The organism is Mycobacterium sp. 1165196.3 (assembly GCF_001673415.1).
In the GTDB taxonomy this organism is placed as follows: domain Bacteria; phylum Actinomycetota; class Actinomycetes; order Mycobacteriales; family Mycobacteriaceae; genus Mycobacterium; species Mycobacterium europaeum_A.
In genome coordinates this window covers 18,763-34,291 of record NZ_LZLU01000107.1, presented here as the reverse complement: position 1 = coordinate 34,291, position 15,529 = coordinate 18,763, and the positions used below count along the sequence as shown (strand labels likewise).

Sequence of the window (15,529 nt, the reverse complement as noted above, 5' to 3'; positions counted from 1 at the left end):
GCATCATGATGTCGCGCGGTCCGGGTGCCTGAGAGGTTGACGGAGAGGTGTTGCTCCTTCGGCGTCCGTGACTGGCAGCCACGAAACTCTCCCGCACGAAAGCGATGCGCTGCCCAGCTTACTCGGCCGCGCGAAGCGCCACGTCGCGCGTGGCGCGGTGCGCCGTCAGCCGATCTTGCGGTCGCGGTGCTTGCGCCGGGACGCCAGCTCGTCCTCGGGCTCGGCGATCGATTCGCCGCCGTCGGCCCGCTCGCCGGGGAAGTCCGCGATGACGCCGGTCAGCTCGCGCATGGCGCCGGACACGGCGATGCCGAAAACGCCCTGCCCGCCCTGCAGCAGGTCGACGACCTCTTCGGCCGAGGTGCACTCGTAAACGGTGGTGCCGTCGGAGAACAGGGTGATGTTGGCCAGGTCCTGGACGCCGCGCTGGCGCAGGTGATCGACGGCGACGCGGATGTTGTGCAACGAGATCCCGGTGTCCAGCAACCGCTTGACGATCTTGAGGACCAGGATGTCCTTGAACGAGTAGAGGCGCTGGCTGCCCGAGCCCGCCGCGCTGCGGATCGACGGGACCACCAGTGAGGTGCGGGCCCAGTAGTCCAGCTGGCGGTAGGTGATGCCGGCGATCTGGCAGGCGCTCGGACCGCGGTATCCGACCAGCTCGTCGGGCACGGAGTCGTCCGGGAACAGGCCGGGCTGTACGGGTGCGCTGGCTACGGTGACACTGCGGTCACTGGGCGCCGGGTTAGCGCTGTCCGCTAGGTTGAGCTGCTCTTGGCGTGGCTGCTCGCTCACGGTGGTTCCTCTCCGCGATCGCGCTCTCGTCGTTGGCTGCGTCTGAAGGCTGCATCGCAGCCACGTTTGCTCAAGCCCGAGTGCTAGTAGAGCTTACGCTCTGTAGATAGCCACCGCGCCTGTAGTCGCGATCAAAGTATGGCCGCCGCGGGGCCAAGTCGGCGAGCTATCCGCCAGCGTGTCGAGATCACGGTGCTGTTTGAGACGCATCCGTGATGTCGCCATCCAGGCTAAACCAGCCGGCACCCCGATCCCAAAGCGCTGGTAACAGGCTTAGGTGGCTTTGAAGTCGTCCGGAGACACGCTGTCGAGAAATTCCTTGAACTTCTCCACCTCGTCCTCGCGGACGGCGGTGCCGCCTTCCTCGTCGCTCTCGTCCGGAATCAGCAGGCCGGCCTGGGCAAGCACGCCTTCCTCGACGTAGATGGGCACGCCGACGCGCAGCGCGATCGCCACCGAGTCCGAGGGGCGGGCCGACACGGTGATGTTGCGGTCGAACACCAGGTCGGCGTAGAAAGTGCCCTCTTGCAGATCGACGATCCGCACCTCTTTCAACGAATGTCCAAGGGCGGCAATGACATCCCTGATCAAATCGTGCGTCAACGGGCGCGGGGGCTCGACGCCTTGCTGTTCGAGGGCGATGGCGGCGGCCTCCGACTGACCGATCCAGATCGGAAGGTAACGGTCACCGTTGGTTTCGCGCAGTAACAACACCGGCTGGTTCTGCGGCTGCTCTACGCGAATGCCGACAACACGAACTTCACCCATTTGTGTCTGCCCTCCGCATTGTGGCGCCGGTTGGATTGGTTACTCGCCAGGACGGCGAGGTCAAAAATCCGCCCTACTGCCGAAAACCAAGCTGTCGAACGAAGTCTAGTCCTCACCGATCCAGAACGTCGCGAACGGCGGATTTGATCAACGACGTGTGCAACGTGATGGCGAGTGCGGCGACCTCGCGCGCCAAATCGTCGGCGCGGTCGCGGGCGCCGGCTTTGCCGGCTTTGACTACCGGCCCGGCGATTTGGGCGATCAGGTCCGACTGCCGATCGGCGGCCGAGCGGAAAGCCCGCAAGTGCCGTGGTTCGACACCGTAGTCCGACAGCGCCCGGGCGCATTGCAGGATGACCACGGCGTGCTCGTCGAAAAATCCGGCGGGCCCGGTGGTGATGACTCCCGCTTTGAGAAGCGAGGTCAGCAGCTCGTCGTCCACGCCCGCGCGCGCCAGCAGCTCTTCGCGGCTCAGCCGGACGTGGGTGGGGGCCACCGCCGAAGTGTCCGAGCGCGGATCCGAGCCGGCGCCGTCCCCGGTGCCCGCCACCGACACCAGTCGCGGGACCGAATATGACGATTTGACGGGCGGCAGCTCGCCGTCGGGCTGGGCGTCCAGTTGCGCCCTGATGACCTTCAGCGGCAGATAGTGATCACGCTGCGCAGTAAGGATGAACCGCAACCGCGCGCAGTCATATGCGGTGAACCTTCGATACCCCGACGCGGCCCGCTGCGGCGTCACCAGCCCCTCGGCCTCCAGGAAGCGGATTTTGGAGATGGTGACATCGGGGAAGTCCGGCCTCAGCAATTCCAAGACCGCCCCGATCGACATCCCGGCCAGTGCCGAGCTATCGGGTGCGCTCACTAGCCTGAAGATCCTCCGTCCTCACCCTGCTTGGGTCCGGTGAGAAACACCAAGCGGAACTTGCCGATCTGCACTTCGTCGCCGTTGGCAAGCACCGCCGAGTCCACGGGCTCACGGTTGACGTAAGTGCCGTTGAGACTACCAACGTCGACCACGCTGAATTCGTTGTTTTCCAACCTGAATTCGGCATGCCGGCGGCTGACGGTCACGTCGTCGAGAAAAATGTCGCTGTCGGGATGCCGCCCGGCGGACGTGGTGGCCTGATCCAGCAGGAATCGCGAACCGGCATTCGGTCCCCGCTTGACGACCAGCAACGCCGAGCCCGCCGGGAGCCCTTCGACCCCGGATACCGCGCTCTCGGTTCCCGCCTGCGCGGGCGCGTCCAATTCGTTGAGGAAGTCCGCACGGAAGACCGAAGTCGTCTCTACCGTGACTTCGTCCGAATTCTGGTCGTTGTCCATGTCCGTCACGCGCTGCTCCTCACTGGCTGCTGTGGCGTTGTCTGTCCGGGCCGCTCGGCCGGCTTGTGCACCAGGTTTCTCTGCCCGGTATGCCGATTACTGCCGTTTCGTACTGTCAAAGTGTCTGTCACGTGTCTTTCAGCGATCTTCGAAGGTCTTCAAAGGTCGATGTGTCGACGGTACCGCGCACCGGCCTGCAATGCGCCCACCACCTGACGAACCGAAACTCCGATTCCCCCGTACCCTGGCCCCGCCGCTCGCCGGCGGTGCGGGGCTGCAGGGACATTAGCAATCGTCATTCGGTAAGCGTTCCGCGGTAGGCCTCAGCGTCGAGCAGCGAAGAAATTGTCGACTCCAATTCGCCGACCTCGGATACCTGGACGTCCAGCAACCACCCGGCGCCGTACGGGTCGGAGTTCACCAATTGCGGACTGCCGTCCAGATCGGCGTTGACCGCCGAGACTTTGCCCGAGACGGGCGCATACAAGTCCGACACCGATTTCGTGGATTCGACCTCACCGAAGGATTCGCCCGCGGTCAACTCGGTGCCCACGTCGGGCAGCTGAACGAAAACCACATCACCCAACGCCGATTGCGCAAAATCGGTGATGCCCACTCGCACGGTGTCATCCCCACTTCGACGAACCCATTCGTGTTCGGCGGTGTAGCGCAGATCGGGCGGGATATCGCTCACGAGTGATCCTGTTCTGTTCGGGTGATGCTCACTTGACCGGCTGAGCGTATTGGTGCGGTTTTGGTTGCCGCAAGGTGGTCACGTCCACCCGGTCGGCCTGCTGGACCGACATTCGCCCCCCGACGCGCTTGACGGTGTCCTGGGCGCCGCCGGGAATGTTCATGGCCGCGGCCAGGGTGGGCGGATCGCCAATCGCCAGAATCGAATACGGCGGTGCCAGCGTTTTCGAGTCGATGGTCAGCGACCCGGGCGTCCCCACCACCCAGGTGTCGACACCCACTCGCACCGACTGGTGTGCGTCGTTGACCTCGATCGCCTCGGCGCCGGCGGCGCGCAACTCGTTGATCACGTCGAGCATCGCCTCCGGCGAAACCCCGGGCCCGGGGTCCTCGATCGTGACGGTGACGCCGGGCCCGGTGGCACCGACCGCCCCCACCAGAATGGACAGCGCCGCCAGCCTGGACTGTGCGGACTGGATGGCGGCCTGGTCGTTGTTTCCCGACGCCTGCAACGAATTCAGCGTGTTCTGTAGCTCGTTCACCTCGGTGTTGAGCGTGCCTTCGCGTTGCCGCAACGAATCCAGCAGCACCAACAGGTCCGCCGGCCGCGCCGTCTCCAGCGCGTCACCCGACTCGGTCTGGCGGGCCTGAGTGACGATCGCGAGGCCCAGCAGCAGGCACAGCATCGCGGCCAGCGTCCCGAACGCCATCCGGGAGCGGCCGCCGCGCACCATCCCCGACAACCCGGTGCGGTGCACCGCACCGATTTCCGGACGGGGGCTTTTCGCGGCCAGTTCGTGGCGGCCGCGCGGCGAACCCTGTTCCGGGGTCGCACCGTCACCACCGTGGCCGGCGGCCCGCTGGCCGCCGGCGCGATCTTGCGGATCCTGGCTCACGTCAACCTCAACCTCAAGTGCGTCACGCCCCGAACAGCCTGCGGCGCAGCGCGGCCGCATTGCCGAAGATGCGGATACCCAGCACGACGATGATGGCCGTGGACAGCTGGGTGCCCACCCCCAATTGGTCACCGACATAGACGATCAGGGCGGCCACGAACACGTTGAACACGAACGAAATCACGAAGACCTTCGGGTCGAAGATCCGTTCCAGGTATGCGCGCAACCCGCCGAACACGGCGTCCAGCGCCGCGACCACCGCGATCGGCAGATAGGGCTGGACGACTTCTGGCACCGCGGGGTGAAAGACGAGGCCGAGCACGATGCCGATCGCCAGCGCTGCGATACCGATCATGCGTGGTTTCCCGTCCGCGTCTCGCACAGGGGAATGCGTCTGTTCAGGACTTCTCTCACCGTGGCCCAATCTGCTTGGCGAACTTGACATCCCGGATCGATCCGGCTGGCAGCGACAGACCGTCGGCGGCGTCCACCGTAACCACGACACCGTAGGAAATCTGCAACAGCCGCAGTCGCTGCAGGCCGGGGCTGCTGTCGAAGACGTCGCGCATCGCCCGCGGCGCACCGATGGCCAGGACCGTGTACGGGCTGCTGGTCGGGTTGTTGTCGACCAGGATCGCGCCGCCGGCCTGCCGGATGGTCACGTTCGGCCCGATCCGCACTCCGCCGACGGAGATCGCCTCGGCGCCGCTGGCCCACAACGAGTTGACCAGCAATTGCAGATCGCGGTCCAGGATGATCTGCCGGCTGCCGCTGACCCGCTGCTTGGACACGTCGGAAAGGTTCGGGCTGGCGCCGGGATCGGTGACGGTCACCTTCAGGCCGGGCCCGATGATCGCCGTGCTGGCCGCGGCCAGGCTCAGCGCGTCCAGGCGTTTCAGCAGCCGCTGCCCCTCGGCGTCGTCGGCCAGGGCGTGGCGCTGAACGTCGTCGACGCGCGTCGTCAGCTCGCCGCGGCGCTGGTTCAGCTTGGCCGCAGCGCCTTCGGCCGACCGCACATTGCCCAACAGCAGCTGCTGGGCGGTGCGCACCCCCGGAGCCACCGAGCGGGCCTGCGCGACCGCGGCGGCGAACACCGTCGCGATCAGCAGCGCCGCCAGCGCCTGCCAGAGCCAGCCGACCACCCGCCGGCGCCCACCGGATGGTGCGTCGGCGGCACCGCGCTTGGCCGCCGCCGCGGCGTAACCGGGATCGAGGTGCTCAGAGAGCAGGGCGCGCAGCAGCGAGGGCACCGGGATCTGTTTCGGTCGCGACGCCACATGCGCGCTGTGCCCGGCATTGGGGTCATAGCCGCCGAGCAGGGGATCCCTATCAGCCATGGTCAGCCACCTTCGCCGCGGCCGACGGGCGAGAACCGCGATCGACCTTGGGCATGCGTCGCAGCACGAGAGTCATCTGCACCGCATACTGCACGAACGCCCACAGGTAGGCATACATGCCCCAGATCAAAAAGGCCCATCCGCAGGCCCCGATCACGTGGCTCCACAGCGCATCCCAGGTGCCCAGCAGCACCAGCGGGAAGCCGGACATCAGGGCGAACGTCGCGGCCTTGCCGATGTAGGTCACCGGCAGCGCCGTCAGGCCTCGACTCCACAGCAGCGGCAGCGTCGCGGCCAACAGGCCGTCGCGCGCGAGCAGCACGATGACGAACCACCAGGGCACGATCCCGCTGAACGCCAGCACGATGGGCACGGCCACCATGTAGAGGCGGTCGACCGCCGGGTCGAGCAGGACCCCGAGCCGGGAGGACTGATCCAGCAGCCGGGCGATCTTGCCGTCCGCCCAGTCCGAGGCGCCGCTGAACATCAGAATCCCGACGGCCCACCCGTTGGCGTGGGCGACCAGCAGGGCATAGACGAACACCGGGATCAGCGCCAGACGGACAGCGCTCAGCGCGTTGGGCACCGTCAGCACCCGGTTGGGCGGAAGCACCGGCTCCATGAGCCGTGACCTTAACGCGACTGGGCGCCGAACGCCCGGCTGCGCCGCGCTTGCGATCGCCACGAGCTCAGCGGAACACCCCGGGCAGGCTCAGAGTGGACAGCGTGTCATCCGACAGCGGGTTGTCGTTGACCATGTAGGTCCACGTCGACGTCGGCCGCGCCAGCTTGGACAGGTCCAGCCCGGGCTCCTCGTCGAGGACGTTGGCGGTTTCGAACGTCTGCTGGGCCGCCTCGATGGCGTCGGCGGCCAGTGACGCGAAGGCGTCGACCGCCAATCGGTGAAACTCGTCCAGCGGGTTCTGCCGGCCCAGCGCCCGCAGATGGATGCTTTCGCGGATGTCGGCCAGATACGCCAGGTGGTCGGCCCAGCCGCGGTCGAGGTGATACAGCATGATCTGCCGGCAGATCGTCTCCAGGCGCTCCTCGGTGATCCCCTCGGTCTCGGCCAGCTCCTTGTAGCGCTTGGGGGCCAGCTCGGCCAGCTCCTCGCGCGCGGTTGGGTTGCGCAGCAACGTGTTTCGCCGGTCTACGATGATGGCGCGCTGCTGGGCGATCAACTGGTTGTAGCGCCAGGTGTTCGCGTGCACGTCCAGCATGCGGCCCTCGGCCACGCGCTGGGCGTGGTCGAGCAGGCCCGCCGCCTTCGGGCTGACGATCCGGCCGTCCTCGTCGGTGTCCATCGGCAGCTTGTTGTGGTCGAGGTTGGCCGCCACCACGTCGTCTTCCCAACTCGAGAAGAAGACCGACGACCCCGGGTCGCCCTGCCGCCCGGCGCGCCCGCGCAGCTGGTTGTCCAGCCGCTGGGTGTGGTGTCGCCCGGTTCCGACGACGTGCAGCCCGCCGAGCTCGGCGACCCGGTCGTGGTCGGCTTCGTCGGAGCCGCCGAGGCGGATGTCGGTGCCGCGCCCGGCCATCTGGGTGGAGACGGTGACGACGCCGAACTTGCCGGCCTCGGCGATCACCTGAGCTTCCTCGGCGTCGTTTTTCGCGTTCAGCACCACCGCGGGCACCCCGCGGCGCAGCAGCCGCTCGTGCAGGTCCTCGGATTCGGCGACGTCGCGGGTGCCCACCAGCACGGGCTGCCCGGTCTCGTTCACCTCGGCGATGTGGGCGACGATCGCGTCGTTCTTGGCGGCGGCGGTGATGTACACGCGGTCGGATTCGTCTTCGCGAATGTTGGGCTCGTTGGGCGGAATTGGTGACACACCGAGCTTGTAGAACTGGCGCAGCTGCTCACCGGCGGCCAGCGCGGTGCCGGTCATGCCGCACACCGTCGCGTAACGGTTGATCAGCGCCTGCACCGTGATGGTGTCGAGCACCTCGCCGGTTTCGGTGGTCTCGATGCCCTCCTTGGCCTCCACCGCGGCCTGCAGGCCGTCGGGCCAGCGTTGCAGTTGCGCGATGCGCCCCCGCGCGGCGTTGATCAGGTGCACCGCGTCGTCGCGGACGATGTAGTGCACGTCGCGCTGCAACAGCACGTGGGCGTGCAGCGCGACGTTGATCTCGGTCAGGGTGGTGACGACGTGCTCCTCGGAGTACAGATCGATGCCGCCGAGCGCCTTTTCCACCTTGCGGGCGCCGACCTCGGTCAGGTGGACGTTGCGGCTGTCGGCGTCGGTGTCGTAGTCGGTGCCGGCCTCGAGCTGGCCGGCCAGCTTGATGATCTCCAGCCGCGGCGTCTCCCGGTGGGTGGTCCCGGCCAGCACCAGCGGCACCAGCGCCTCGTCGACCAGCACCGAGTCGGCCTCATCGATCAGGGCCACGTCGGGGTTGGGTGAGACCAGGTCGGCGACGTCGGTCACCAGCTGATCGCGCAGCACGTCGAAGCCGATCTCGTTGACCGAGGCGTAGGTGACGTCGCAGCCGTAGGCGGCCCGGCGTTCCTCGCTGGTGGACTCGGCGGTGATCCAGCCGACGGTCAGGCCCATGGCCTCGATGACCGGGCCCATCCATTCCGCGTCCCGGCGGGCCAGGTAGTCGTTGATCGTCACCACGTGCACGTGCCGACCGGCCAGCGCGTAGCCCGCGGCCGCGATCGCCCCGGCCAGGGTCTTGCCCTCACCGGTGGCCATCTCGATGACGTCGCCGGCCAGCATCCGCAGCGCCCCGAGCAGCTGCACATCGAATGGGCGCAGGGTCGTCGATCGTTCGGCCGCCTCTCGGGCGATGGCCAGGAACTGCGGGATGTCCTCGGAATCGGCGAGGTCGTCGAGGTTGAGCAGCCCGGCCGCCTTGCGCAGCTGCTCGTCGCTGAGCCCGGCCGCCTCGCCGTCGTACTCCGACGAGTCCTTGACCTGGGTGAGCGAGCGGCTGCGGTCCTTTTCGGTGCTGGCGCCGAGCAGCTTCCAAAAGCGGCTGCTCAGCCGGCCGGGTTGAGCGCGGGTCGTCTTAGGCACAGGTCAACGGTACGCGGTGACCCACCGCGCGAATTCATCACGCGAGGTTGGACCGGCGTGGATATGCGACGTCGGGGTCGGTGAGCACATTGACGACGGCCGGCAGGCCGCTGGCGAAGGCCCGTTCCAGCGCGGGCCGCAGCTCGCCGGGCGCGGCGACCAGTTCGCCGTGCCCGCCCAGGGCGCGGGCCACCTCGTCGTAGCGCGTGCCGGGACGCAGTTCGGCGACCACCGAGTAGCCGTACAGCGCTTCCATGGGGTGCTTCTCCAGCGCCCAGATTCCGTTGTTGCCGATCACGGAGACGACCGGCACGTGGTGCCGAACCAGGGTGTCCCATTCCATGCCGCTGAACCCGAACGCGCCGTCGCCCTGCAGCAGCACCACCTGGCGGTCCGGGTGGGCCAGCTTGGCGGCCAGCGCGTAGCCGGGGCCCGACCCCAGACAGCCGAACGGTCCGCTGTCCAGCCAGCAGCCCGGCTGGTAGCTGTCGATCACCCGCCCGGCGTAGGACCCGAAATCGCCGGCGTCGATGACGACCACGGCGTCGCGGTCCAGCATCGGCGCGAGCTCGGCGTAGACCCGCATCGGATGCAGCGGTATGCGGTCGTCGGCGAGTTCGGCCTTCTCCTTGTCGCGCGCCGCGGTCTCGGCGATTCGCAGTTCGTCGATCCAGCCGCGGTGGTCGCTCCCGGTGGCCGGGGCCAGCGCGGCGAGGATCGTCAACAGGTCGCCGTACAGCTCGGCCGCCACCGGCCGGGGATGGCGGCGGTCGGGTTCGACCCGGTCGACCACGATGAGCTCGGTGTCTGGCCCGAAGACCGCGCCGAAGCCGAGCCGGAAATCCATCGGCACCCCGACGATCAGCGCAACGTCGGCCTCCCCCAAGGCTTTTCCGCGGACCCTGGAGAACGCCAACGCATGGTCGGCGGGAACCGCGCCGCGGGCCATGCCGTTCATCAGCACCGGGATGTGCAGTTCCTCGGCCAGGCGCAGCAGGGCCGCCTCGCCGTGCCCCCACCACACATTGGTGCCCGCCATGATCACCGGCCGCTGCGCCGCGGAGAGCAGGGCCGCGGCCCGACTCAGGGCCGCACCGTCGGGCGCGGGCCCGGGTGGCAGGTCGACGAGCGCGCCGGGCCGGCCATCATCGTCGGACACGGAGAACACGTGGTCCATCGGGAAGTCGACGAAGCCGACGCCCGAGGGCGCTGTAACCGCGGCGCGCAGCGCGTCGTCGACGAGCCGGCCGGCGTCGCCCGCAGACTGCGCGGTGGCGGCGAAGCGGGCCAGCGGCGCCACGAACGGTACGTGGTCGATCTCCTGCAGCGACCCCATGCCCCAGCGCTGCGCCGGCGCCCGGCCACCCAGCACCACCAGCGGCGACTGGTTCTGCTGCGCGGCGGCCATCGCGCTCATCCCGTTGGTGATGCCCGGCCCCGCGGTCAGCGCGGCCACGCCGGGCGACCGCGTCACCTTCGACCAGCCCTCGGCGGCGAAGGTCGCGGTCTGCTCGTGGCGGGTGTCGATCAGGCGGATTCCTTCTTCGCGGCACCCGTCGTAGATGGAGAACAGGTGGCCGCCGGACAGCGTGAAGACGGTGTCGACACCGCTGGCTTTGAGGCGGCGCGCGATGAGTCGGCCGGCATGTACGGTCTGGCTGGATGGAGCGTCGATGCTCATCTGCGCAGCCTATTCGAGAACCGCTCGGGTAATTTGCGGGGAAGTGCCGACCGCAGAAGGAGACGCCGAAATTGGACTCGAAGCTGTTCAAACCGTCCATCGATTGGTCGTCGGCATTTCAGGATTCCCTGCGGTGGCTCGCCATCGCATGGGTGATCGGTGCCGTCAGCCTGCTGGCCGCGCTGGTCGCCGCCAGGTATCTGACCCCGTGGGGCCGCCAATTCTGGCGGATCACGCGCGGTTACTTCGTCGGGCCGACCAGCGTCAGGGCCTGGCTGGGGCTCGGTGTGCTGCTGCTGCTGGTGCTCTTCTCGGTCCGACTCAACGTGCTGTTCAGCTATCAGAGCAACGACATGTACACCGCGTTGCAGGTGGCACTGAAAGGGCTCGCCACGGGGAACAATGAGGTCAAACAGTCCGGGATCCACAACTTTTGGGTCTCGCTCGGGATTTTCATCCTGCTGGCGGCCATCTTCATCGCCCGGGTGATCCTCGACATCTACCTGACGCAGCGGTTCATCATCGCCTGGCGCATGTGGTTGACGGGGCATCTCACCGACGACTGGCTCGCGGGCCGGGCCTATTACCGGGATCTGTTCATCGACAACACTATCGACAACCCCGACCAGCGCATCCAACAGGATGTCGACATCTTCACCGCCGGGGCGGGCGGCACCCCCAACATCCCGTCCAACGGGACGACCAACACCCTGCTGTTCGGTGCCGTCAACGCGGTGGCATCGGTGATCTCGTTCGCCGCGATCCTGTGGAATTTGTCCGGAGACTTCGATCTTTTCGGTGTGACCGTGCCGCGTGCGATGTTCTGGACCGTTCTGATCTATGTCTTGATCGCGACGGTGGTCGCGATTTGGCTTGGACGCCCGCTGATTTGGCTGAGCTTCAACAACGAGAAACTCAACGCCGCGTTCCGTTACGCCCTGGTGCGGTTGCGCGACGCCGCGGAGGCGGTGGGCTTCTACCGCGGCGAGCGCGTCGAGCGGGCGCAGCTGTGGGGGCGCTTCACGCCGGTCATCGACAACTACCGCAGGTTTGTCCGCCGGACCATCATCTTCAACGGATGGAACTGGTCGGCGACGCAGACCATCATTCCGCTGCCGTTGGCAATTCAGGCGCCGCGCCTGTTCGCCGGGGAGATCGCCTTCGGCGATGTCACCCAGACCGCGCAGGCTTTCGGCAACATCAACGACTCACTGTCGTTCTTCCGCAACAACTATGACGCGTTCGCGGCCTTCCGGGCGGCGATCATCCGGTTGCACGGCCTCGTCGACGCCAACAGCAAGGGCCGCGCGCTGCCCACCATTTTGGTCAAGCCCAGCGAGGATTCCGCAGTGGAGCTGCGCGGCATCGAGGTGCGCACGCCGGAGGGCGACCAGCTGGTCGACTCGCTGGACATCCAGCTCGATTCGGGCGACAGCCTGGTGATCACCGGCCGGTCCGGGGCCGGCAAGACCACGCTGCTGCGCAGCCTCGCCGAACTGTGGCCGTACGCCTCGGGGACCCTGTGCCGCCCGGACGGCGACAACGCGACGATGTTCCTGTCCCAGCTGCCGTATGTGCCGCTGGGCAGTTTGCGCACCGTGGTGTGCTACCCGAACTCGCCCGACAATGTGCCCGACGAACAGCTACGCGACGTGCTCACCAAGGTGGCCCTGGCGCCGCTGATCAACCGGCTCGACGAAGAGAACGACTGGGCCAAGGTGCTCTCGCCTGGCGAACAGCAGCGGGTCGCCTTCGCGCGCATCCTGCTGACCCAGCCGAAGGCGGTCTTCCTCGACGAGGCCACCTCCGCTCTGGACGAGGGCCTGGAATTCGCGCTGTATCAGTTGGTGCGGACCGAGCTGCCCGAGTGCGTCATGGTCAGCGTGAGCCACCGGCCCACCGTCGAACAACACCACTCCCAGCAGCTGCACCTGCTCGGCGGCGGCCCGTGGCAATTGGGACCCGTCGAGAAGGAACCCGCGCCGGTCTGACGCCTACGCTCCCCCGGCGCGTTGCGCCGCGTGCGCTCCGGCGCTGGGTCGTGGCGCGCCTACGCTCCCCCGGCGCGTTGCGCCGCGTGCGCTCCGGCGCGGCGGCCGAAGAACGACCCTTCGCCCAGCTGCGTTCCGCTCGCGTAGCCCTTGCCGTCCTGGGCGAGGTTGGACGCGCACGCCCCGGCGGCATACAAGCCGGGCACGACGGAGCCGTCTTCCCGCTGCACCTCGCCGTCGACGGTCACCGCGAGGCCGCCGATGGTGAATCCCGAGTACATCGCCCGCCCGAGCGACAGATCGAACACCGCCCACGGACCATTGTCTTGCGGCGCAAGGAATTCCGGCTGCTTGTGGAAATCGGGATCCTCGCCCGCGGCGGCATTCTTGTTGTAGCGGTCCAGCGTGGCCGCAAGATTGCCGGCCGGAATGCCAAGCGCGGCTTCCATTTCCGCGATCGTCTCGTACCCGTCGAGGAAGCGGATCAGCGGCATGGCGGGCATCTCGGTGTGCGCCTCGTCCACGATCAGGTACGCCGTCTGGTCCGGCTGCTCCAACACGAAGGCCGACGTCCGCGAGTGGTAAGAGTCCTCGGCGACGAAACGCTGGCCGTCTTTGTTGACGATCACGCCGGTCAGCAACACCTCGGGCGGGTAGGCCGCCGCGGTGATGAACAACTCGTCCATGTTCTTGGTGGCGCCGCCGGCCGAGACGCCCATCCGGATGCCGAGTCCGTCGTCGTTGGGATTGCCCAGGATGTAGGGCGCCACGACGCCGTGGTGTTTGGTGCGTCGCTCCTGACCCAATGCGGGCGTGTGCTCGGCGACCATCTCCGGGTTCATCGCGAATCCGCCGGCCGCGATGATCACGGACTTGGCTTTGATGGCGCCGGTTTCGGTGAAGTGTTTCCAGGCCACGCCGACGACCGCGCCGTCGCCGTCGGTGACCAGGTTGGTCACCGACGTCTCGTAGCGGATCTGCACGCCCAGGGCGTCGGCCCGCTTGAGCAGCAGGTCGACAACCATGCTCGCGCCGCCCAATTCGCCGGGCACCGGCACCGAGTGCCCGCGCGGTGCCGGTTTGGCCCGCTCGCAGAAGGGCCAGACCTTCTCGTTGCCGGTGTAGCTCAGCCCCTCGGTGCCCGGCGGCACGACGACCTTGCCCGGGTAATAGCTGCGCTCGAACTGAAAACCCAGGTCTTCCAGCCAGTTGAAATGCTCGACGCTGCCCTCGCAGTAGGCGCGGATCTTGTCGAGTTCGGGTTCCCGCGACACCTCGACCAGATACTTGTACATCTCTTCGACGGAATCGTCTTGACCGGTCGCCTGCTGCACCGCGGTCCCGCCACCGAGGTAAAAGTGGCCCCCGGCGAGCGAAGTGGTGCCGCCCGCCGCGGCCGCGCGTTCGAGCACCAGCACCCGCGCGCCGGCGGCGGCCGCACTGACCGCGGCGCAACCGCCGGCAATGCCGAACCCGATCACCAGGACGTCGACGTCATCCGACCACGCGGTCACGTCGTTCGCGCTGACTGTCGCCGGTATCTCCGTGCTCATGGGCGCCACTCCTCCTCATCGCTGCGTCGCGCACCGTCGCCGGCGCGGCTCACCGCTGCTCCTGTTTGATGTAGTCGTAAAAGGCCCGCATTTCGGGCGAAACGTACGCAACCTCCACATACGGCACACCCGCCTGCGGCGCGGACAGGTAGACGAAGTGGATGCCGCCGGGCATCACGCCTCGCTGCACAACCGCGGCGCCCCGCTCGCCGGCCTCGCTCACCGCCACTTCCAGTTGCTCGGGGCTTTCGACCTCCATGCAGACGTGGTGCAAACCCGGCCCGCACTCGGACAGGAAGTCACTATAGATGTTCTGGCCGCGGACCGGCTGGATCAGTTCCAACTGCATGTCGCCGAGGTAGCTCAGCGAGATGCTGGCAAAGAAGTCGGCGGCCTCGCCGCGGTAGCTGCACGCTTCCGGAGCAAAGTGCACCTCGGGTATGCGCACCCACTTGCGCACCCCTAACAGGCCGGTGAGGGCCGTTTCGGTGGCATCCAGGTCGCCGGTGACCCAGGCAATCTGCGTCGGTGATTCGAGGGGAAGCGTCATCGTCTCGCACAATAGTCCAGCCGCCGGGCCGCCAGAAAGGGCCCGAATGACTTTGCCGTGGGCGGCTGCTCCGGCCGCCTGCTCACCGGGTGAACACGTTCTAATTATGGTTTGCCGGCGGCCGCCGCGCCCGTCAGTGCCGGCTCAGTACGTCCACCAGCAGCCGCAGCTGGGCCTCGAAGACGCCCTGCGGGTCGGTCAGGGTGTCGGCGCCGTATTGCCCGAACACCTCGAGGCTGATGGCGCCGAGCACACCCGCCCACAGCAAAAAGCACTTGGCCAGCACCTGGTCGTCACCGGGGAACCCGAATTCCTGACGGATCCGTTCGAAGTCCGACGACATCGGTTGCGGGGCAACATCATTGGTCAGCCGGATGTCACCTGTGGCGATTCCCGCCGCGACCGCGTCGAACAGCGCCGCCACCACCCGGGTACCCACCGCAACCGTGCGCTCGGGCGGCGCGTGATATCCGGGCACGGGACTGCCGTACAGCAGGGCCCAGCAGGCCGGGTGCGCGACGGCCCACTCCCGGGTGGCTCGCGCGATGGCGACGACATCGTCGCTCCACAGGTCGCCGACCGACTGACGGGCGCGATCCACGGCATCGGCCAGGTCGGAATAGGCGTCGACGAGCAGCAGGGTCAGCAGTTCGTCGCGGCTGGACACGTAGCGGTACACCGCCGAGGACACCATGCCCAGGTCGCGGGCTATCGCACGCACCGACAGTCCGGCGGCGCCGCGGTCGACCAACTGGCGGCGACCGAGTTCGATGATGCGCGCCTCGATCTGCTCGCGCGATTCCTGGCGTTTGCCCACGCCGCCAGTCTGTCACGACCGAGAACACCGCTCTTGCTTTCCGCGGCGGGTCGTGGCAGCATCGTCGAAACCGAGAGCATCGCTCTCGTTTCGATCGGGATT

15 protein-coding genes and 1 riboswitch are annotated in these 15,529 nt (G+C 67.5%); of the genes, 1 reads left to right on the top strand and 14 read right to left on the bottom strand.

The window, feature by feature from the left end; translation table 11 throughout:
• Window positions 1–6: 6 nt before the first annotated feature.
• A riboswitch (glycine riboswitch) is annotated at window positions 7–104 on the bottom strand.
• Between the two features lie 61 nt (window positions 105–165).
• The 11 genes from A5659_RS11700 to A5659_RS11650 all read right to left on the bottom strand — a co-directional run bounded on the left by A5659_RS11700 (window position 166) and on the right by A5659_RS11650 (window position 10,516).
• Entirely contained in the window at window positions 166–795 is a 630-nt protein-coding gene (locus A5659_RS11700) for a MerR family transcriptional regulator (protein ID WP_066872738.1), read from the bottom strand.
• Window positions 796–1,068: 273 nt separating this feature from the next.
• Window positions 1,069–1,563 carry a bifunctional nuclease family protein gene (locus A5659_RS11695; protein ID WP_007771374.1) on the bottom strand — a complete coding sequence of 165 codons (495 nt, stop codon included), beginning with the start codon at window positions 1,561–1,563 and terminating at the stop codon, window positions 1,069–1,071.
• A 112-nt stretch (window positions 1,564–1,675) separates the two neighbouring features.
• Window positions 1,676–2,428: a MerR family transcriptional regulator gene (locus A5659_RS11690; protein ID WP_066872735.1), complete on the bottom strand. Its 753-nt coding sequence runs from the start codon at window positions 2,426–2,428 to the stop codon at window positions 1,676–1,678.
• The gene (garA, locus tag A5659_RS11685) at window positions 2,428–2,889 is read right to left on the bottom strand and encodes a glycogen accumulation regulator GarA (RefSeq protein WP_369806961.1); all 462 of its coding nucleotides are present in this window, start codon (window positions 2,887–2,889) and stop codon (window positions 2,428–2,430) included. Before garA ends, A5659_RS11690 begins: the two co-directional genes overlap by 1 nt.
• A 295-nt stretch (window positions 2,890–3,184) precedes the next feature.
• Window positions 3,185–3,583 carry a glycine cleavage system protein GcvH gene (gcvH, locus tag A5659_RS11680; RefSeq protein ID WP_066872726.1) on the bottom strand — a complete coding sequence of 133 codons (399 nt, stop codon included), beginning with the start codon at window positions 3,581–3,583 and terminating at the stop codon, window positions 3,185–3,187.
• A gap of 28 nt (window positions 3,584–3,611) precedes the next feature.
• On the bottom strand, window positions 3,612–4,478 hold the full coding sequence (locus A5659_RS11675) for a DUF881 domain-containing protein (protein WP_066872724.1): 867 nt from the start codon (window positions 4,476–4,478) through the stop codon (window positions 3,612–3,614).
• A 22-nt stretch (window positions 4,479–4,500) separates the two neighbouring features.
• Complete coding sequence (locus A5659_RS11670; RefSeq protein ID WP_007170008.1) at window positions 4,501–4,833, bottom strand: small basic family protein; 333 nt, start codon at window positions 4,831–4,833, stop codon at window positions 4,501–4,503.
• Window positions 4,834–4,888: 55 nt separating this feature from the next.
• Entirely contained in the window at window positions 4,889–5,815 is a 927-nt protein-coding gene (locus A5659_RS11665; protein WP_066872721.1) for a DUF881 domain-containing protein, read from the bottom strand.
• Complete coding sequence (locus tag A5659_RS11660; protein WP_066872718.1) at window positions 5,808–6,437, bottom strand: CDP-alcohol phosphatidyltransferase family protein; 630 nt, start codon at window positions 6,435–6,437, stop codon at window positions 5,808–5,810. The genes A5659_RS11665 and A5659_RS11660 overlap by 8 nt, the downstream gene beginning before the upstream one ends.
• A gap of 67 nt (window positions 6,438–6,504) precedes the next feature.
• Window positions 6,505–8,835, bottom strand: coding sequence for an accessory Sec system translocase SecA2 (gene secA2 / locus A5659_RS11655; protein ID WP_066878232.1), 2,331 nt, complete (start codon window positions 8,833–8,835; stop codon window positions 6,505–6,507).
• A 37-nt stretch (window positions 8,836–8,872) separates the two neighbouring features.
• A complete protein-coding gene (locus tag A5659_RS11650; protein WP_066872712.1) occupies window positions 8,873–10,516 on the bottom strand; it encodes an acetolactate synthase in 1,644 nt (547 codons plus the stop codon).
• 71 nt (window positions 10,517–10,587) lie between these two features.
• On the opposite strand from A5659_RS11650, the gene A5659_RS11645 reads away from it, so the two are divergent.
• Window positions 10,588–12,507: an ABC transporter ATP-binding protein/permease gene (locus tag A5659_RS11645; RefSeq protein ID WP_066872709.1), complete on the top strand. Its 1,920-nt coding sequence runs from the start codon at window positions 10,588–10,590 to the stop codon at window positions 12,505–12,507.
• 59 nt (window positions 12,508–12,566) lie between these two features.
• On the opposite strand, the gene A5659_RS11640 is transcribed toward A5659_RS11645, so the two are convergent.
• The 3 genes from A5659_RS11640 to A5659_RS11630 form a co-directional block, all read right to left on the bottom strand.
• Window positions 12,567–14,060, bottom strand: coding sequence for an FAD-binding protein (locus tag A5659_RS11640; RefSeq protein WP_067181167.1), 1,494 nt, complete (start codon window positions 14,058–14,060; stop codon window positions 12,567–12,569).
• Between the two features lie 49 nt (window positions 14,061–14,109).
• The gene (locus tag A5659_RS11635; RefSeq protein WP_066872704.1) at window positions 14,110–14,610 is read right to left on the bottom strand and encodes a VOC family protein; all 501 of its coding nucleotides are present in this window, start codon (window positions 14,608–14,610) and stop codon (window positions 14,110–14,112) included.
• Between the two features lie 133 nt (window positions 14,611–14,743).
• On the bottom strand, window positions 14,744–15,427 hold the full coding sequence (locus A5659_RS11630; RefSeq protein WP_066872701.1) for a TetR/AcrR family transcriptional regulator: 684 nt from the start codon (window positions 15,425–15,427) through the stop codon (window positions 14,744–14,746).
• Window positions 15,428–15,529 lie beyond the last annotated feature (102 nt).

What these genes read in the sequence shown, in the direction of transcription:
- A5659_RS11695 (WP_007771374.1), bottom strand. Translation starts at nt 1,563, where the DNA reads ATGGGTGAAGTTCGTGTTGTCGGCATTCGCGTAGAGCAGCCGCAGAAC.
- garA (WP_369806961.1), bottom strand. Translation starts at nt 2,889, where the DNA reads ATGGACAACGACCAGAATTCGGACGAAGTCACGGTAGAGACGACTTCG.
- A5659_RS11670 (WP_007170008.1), bottom strand. Translation starts at nt 4,833, where the DNA reads ATGATCGGTATCGCAGCGCTGGCGATCGGCATCGTGCTCGGCCTCGTC.
- A5659_RS11665 (WP_066872721.1), bottom strand. Translation starts at nt 5,815, where the DNA reads ATGGCTGATAGGGATCCCCTGCTCGGCGGCTATGACCCCAATGCCGGG.
- A5659_RS11660 (WP_066872718.1), bottom strand. Translation starts at nt 6,437, where the DNA reads ATGGAGCCGGTGCTTCCGCCCAACCGGGTGCTGACGGTGCCCAACGCG.
- A5659_RS11650 (WP_066872712.1), bottom strand. Translation starts at nt 10,516, where the DNA reads ATGAGCATCGACGCTCCATCCAGCCAGACCGTACATGCCGGCCGACTC.
- A5659_RS11640 (WP_067181167.1), bottom strand. Translation starts at nt 14,060, where the DNA reads ATGAGCACGGAGATACCGGCGACAGTCAGCGCGAACGACGTGACCGCG.
- A5659_RS11635 (WP_066872704.1), bottom strand. Translation starts at nt 14,610, where the DNA reads ATGACGCTTCCCCTCGAATCACCGACGCAGATTGCCTGGGTCACCGGC.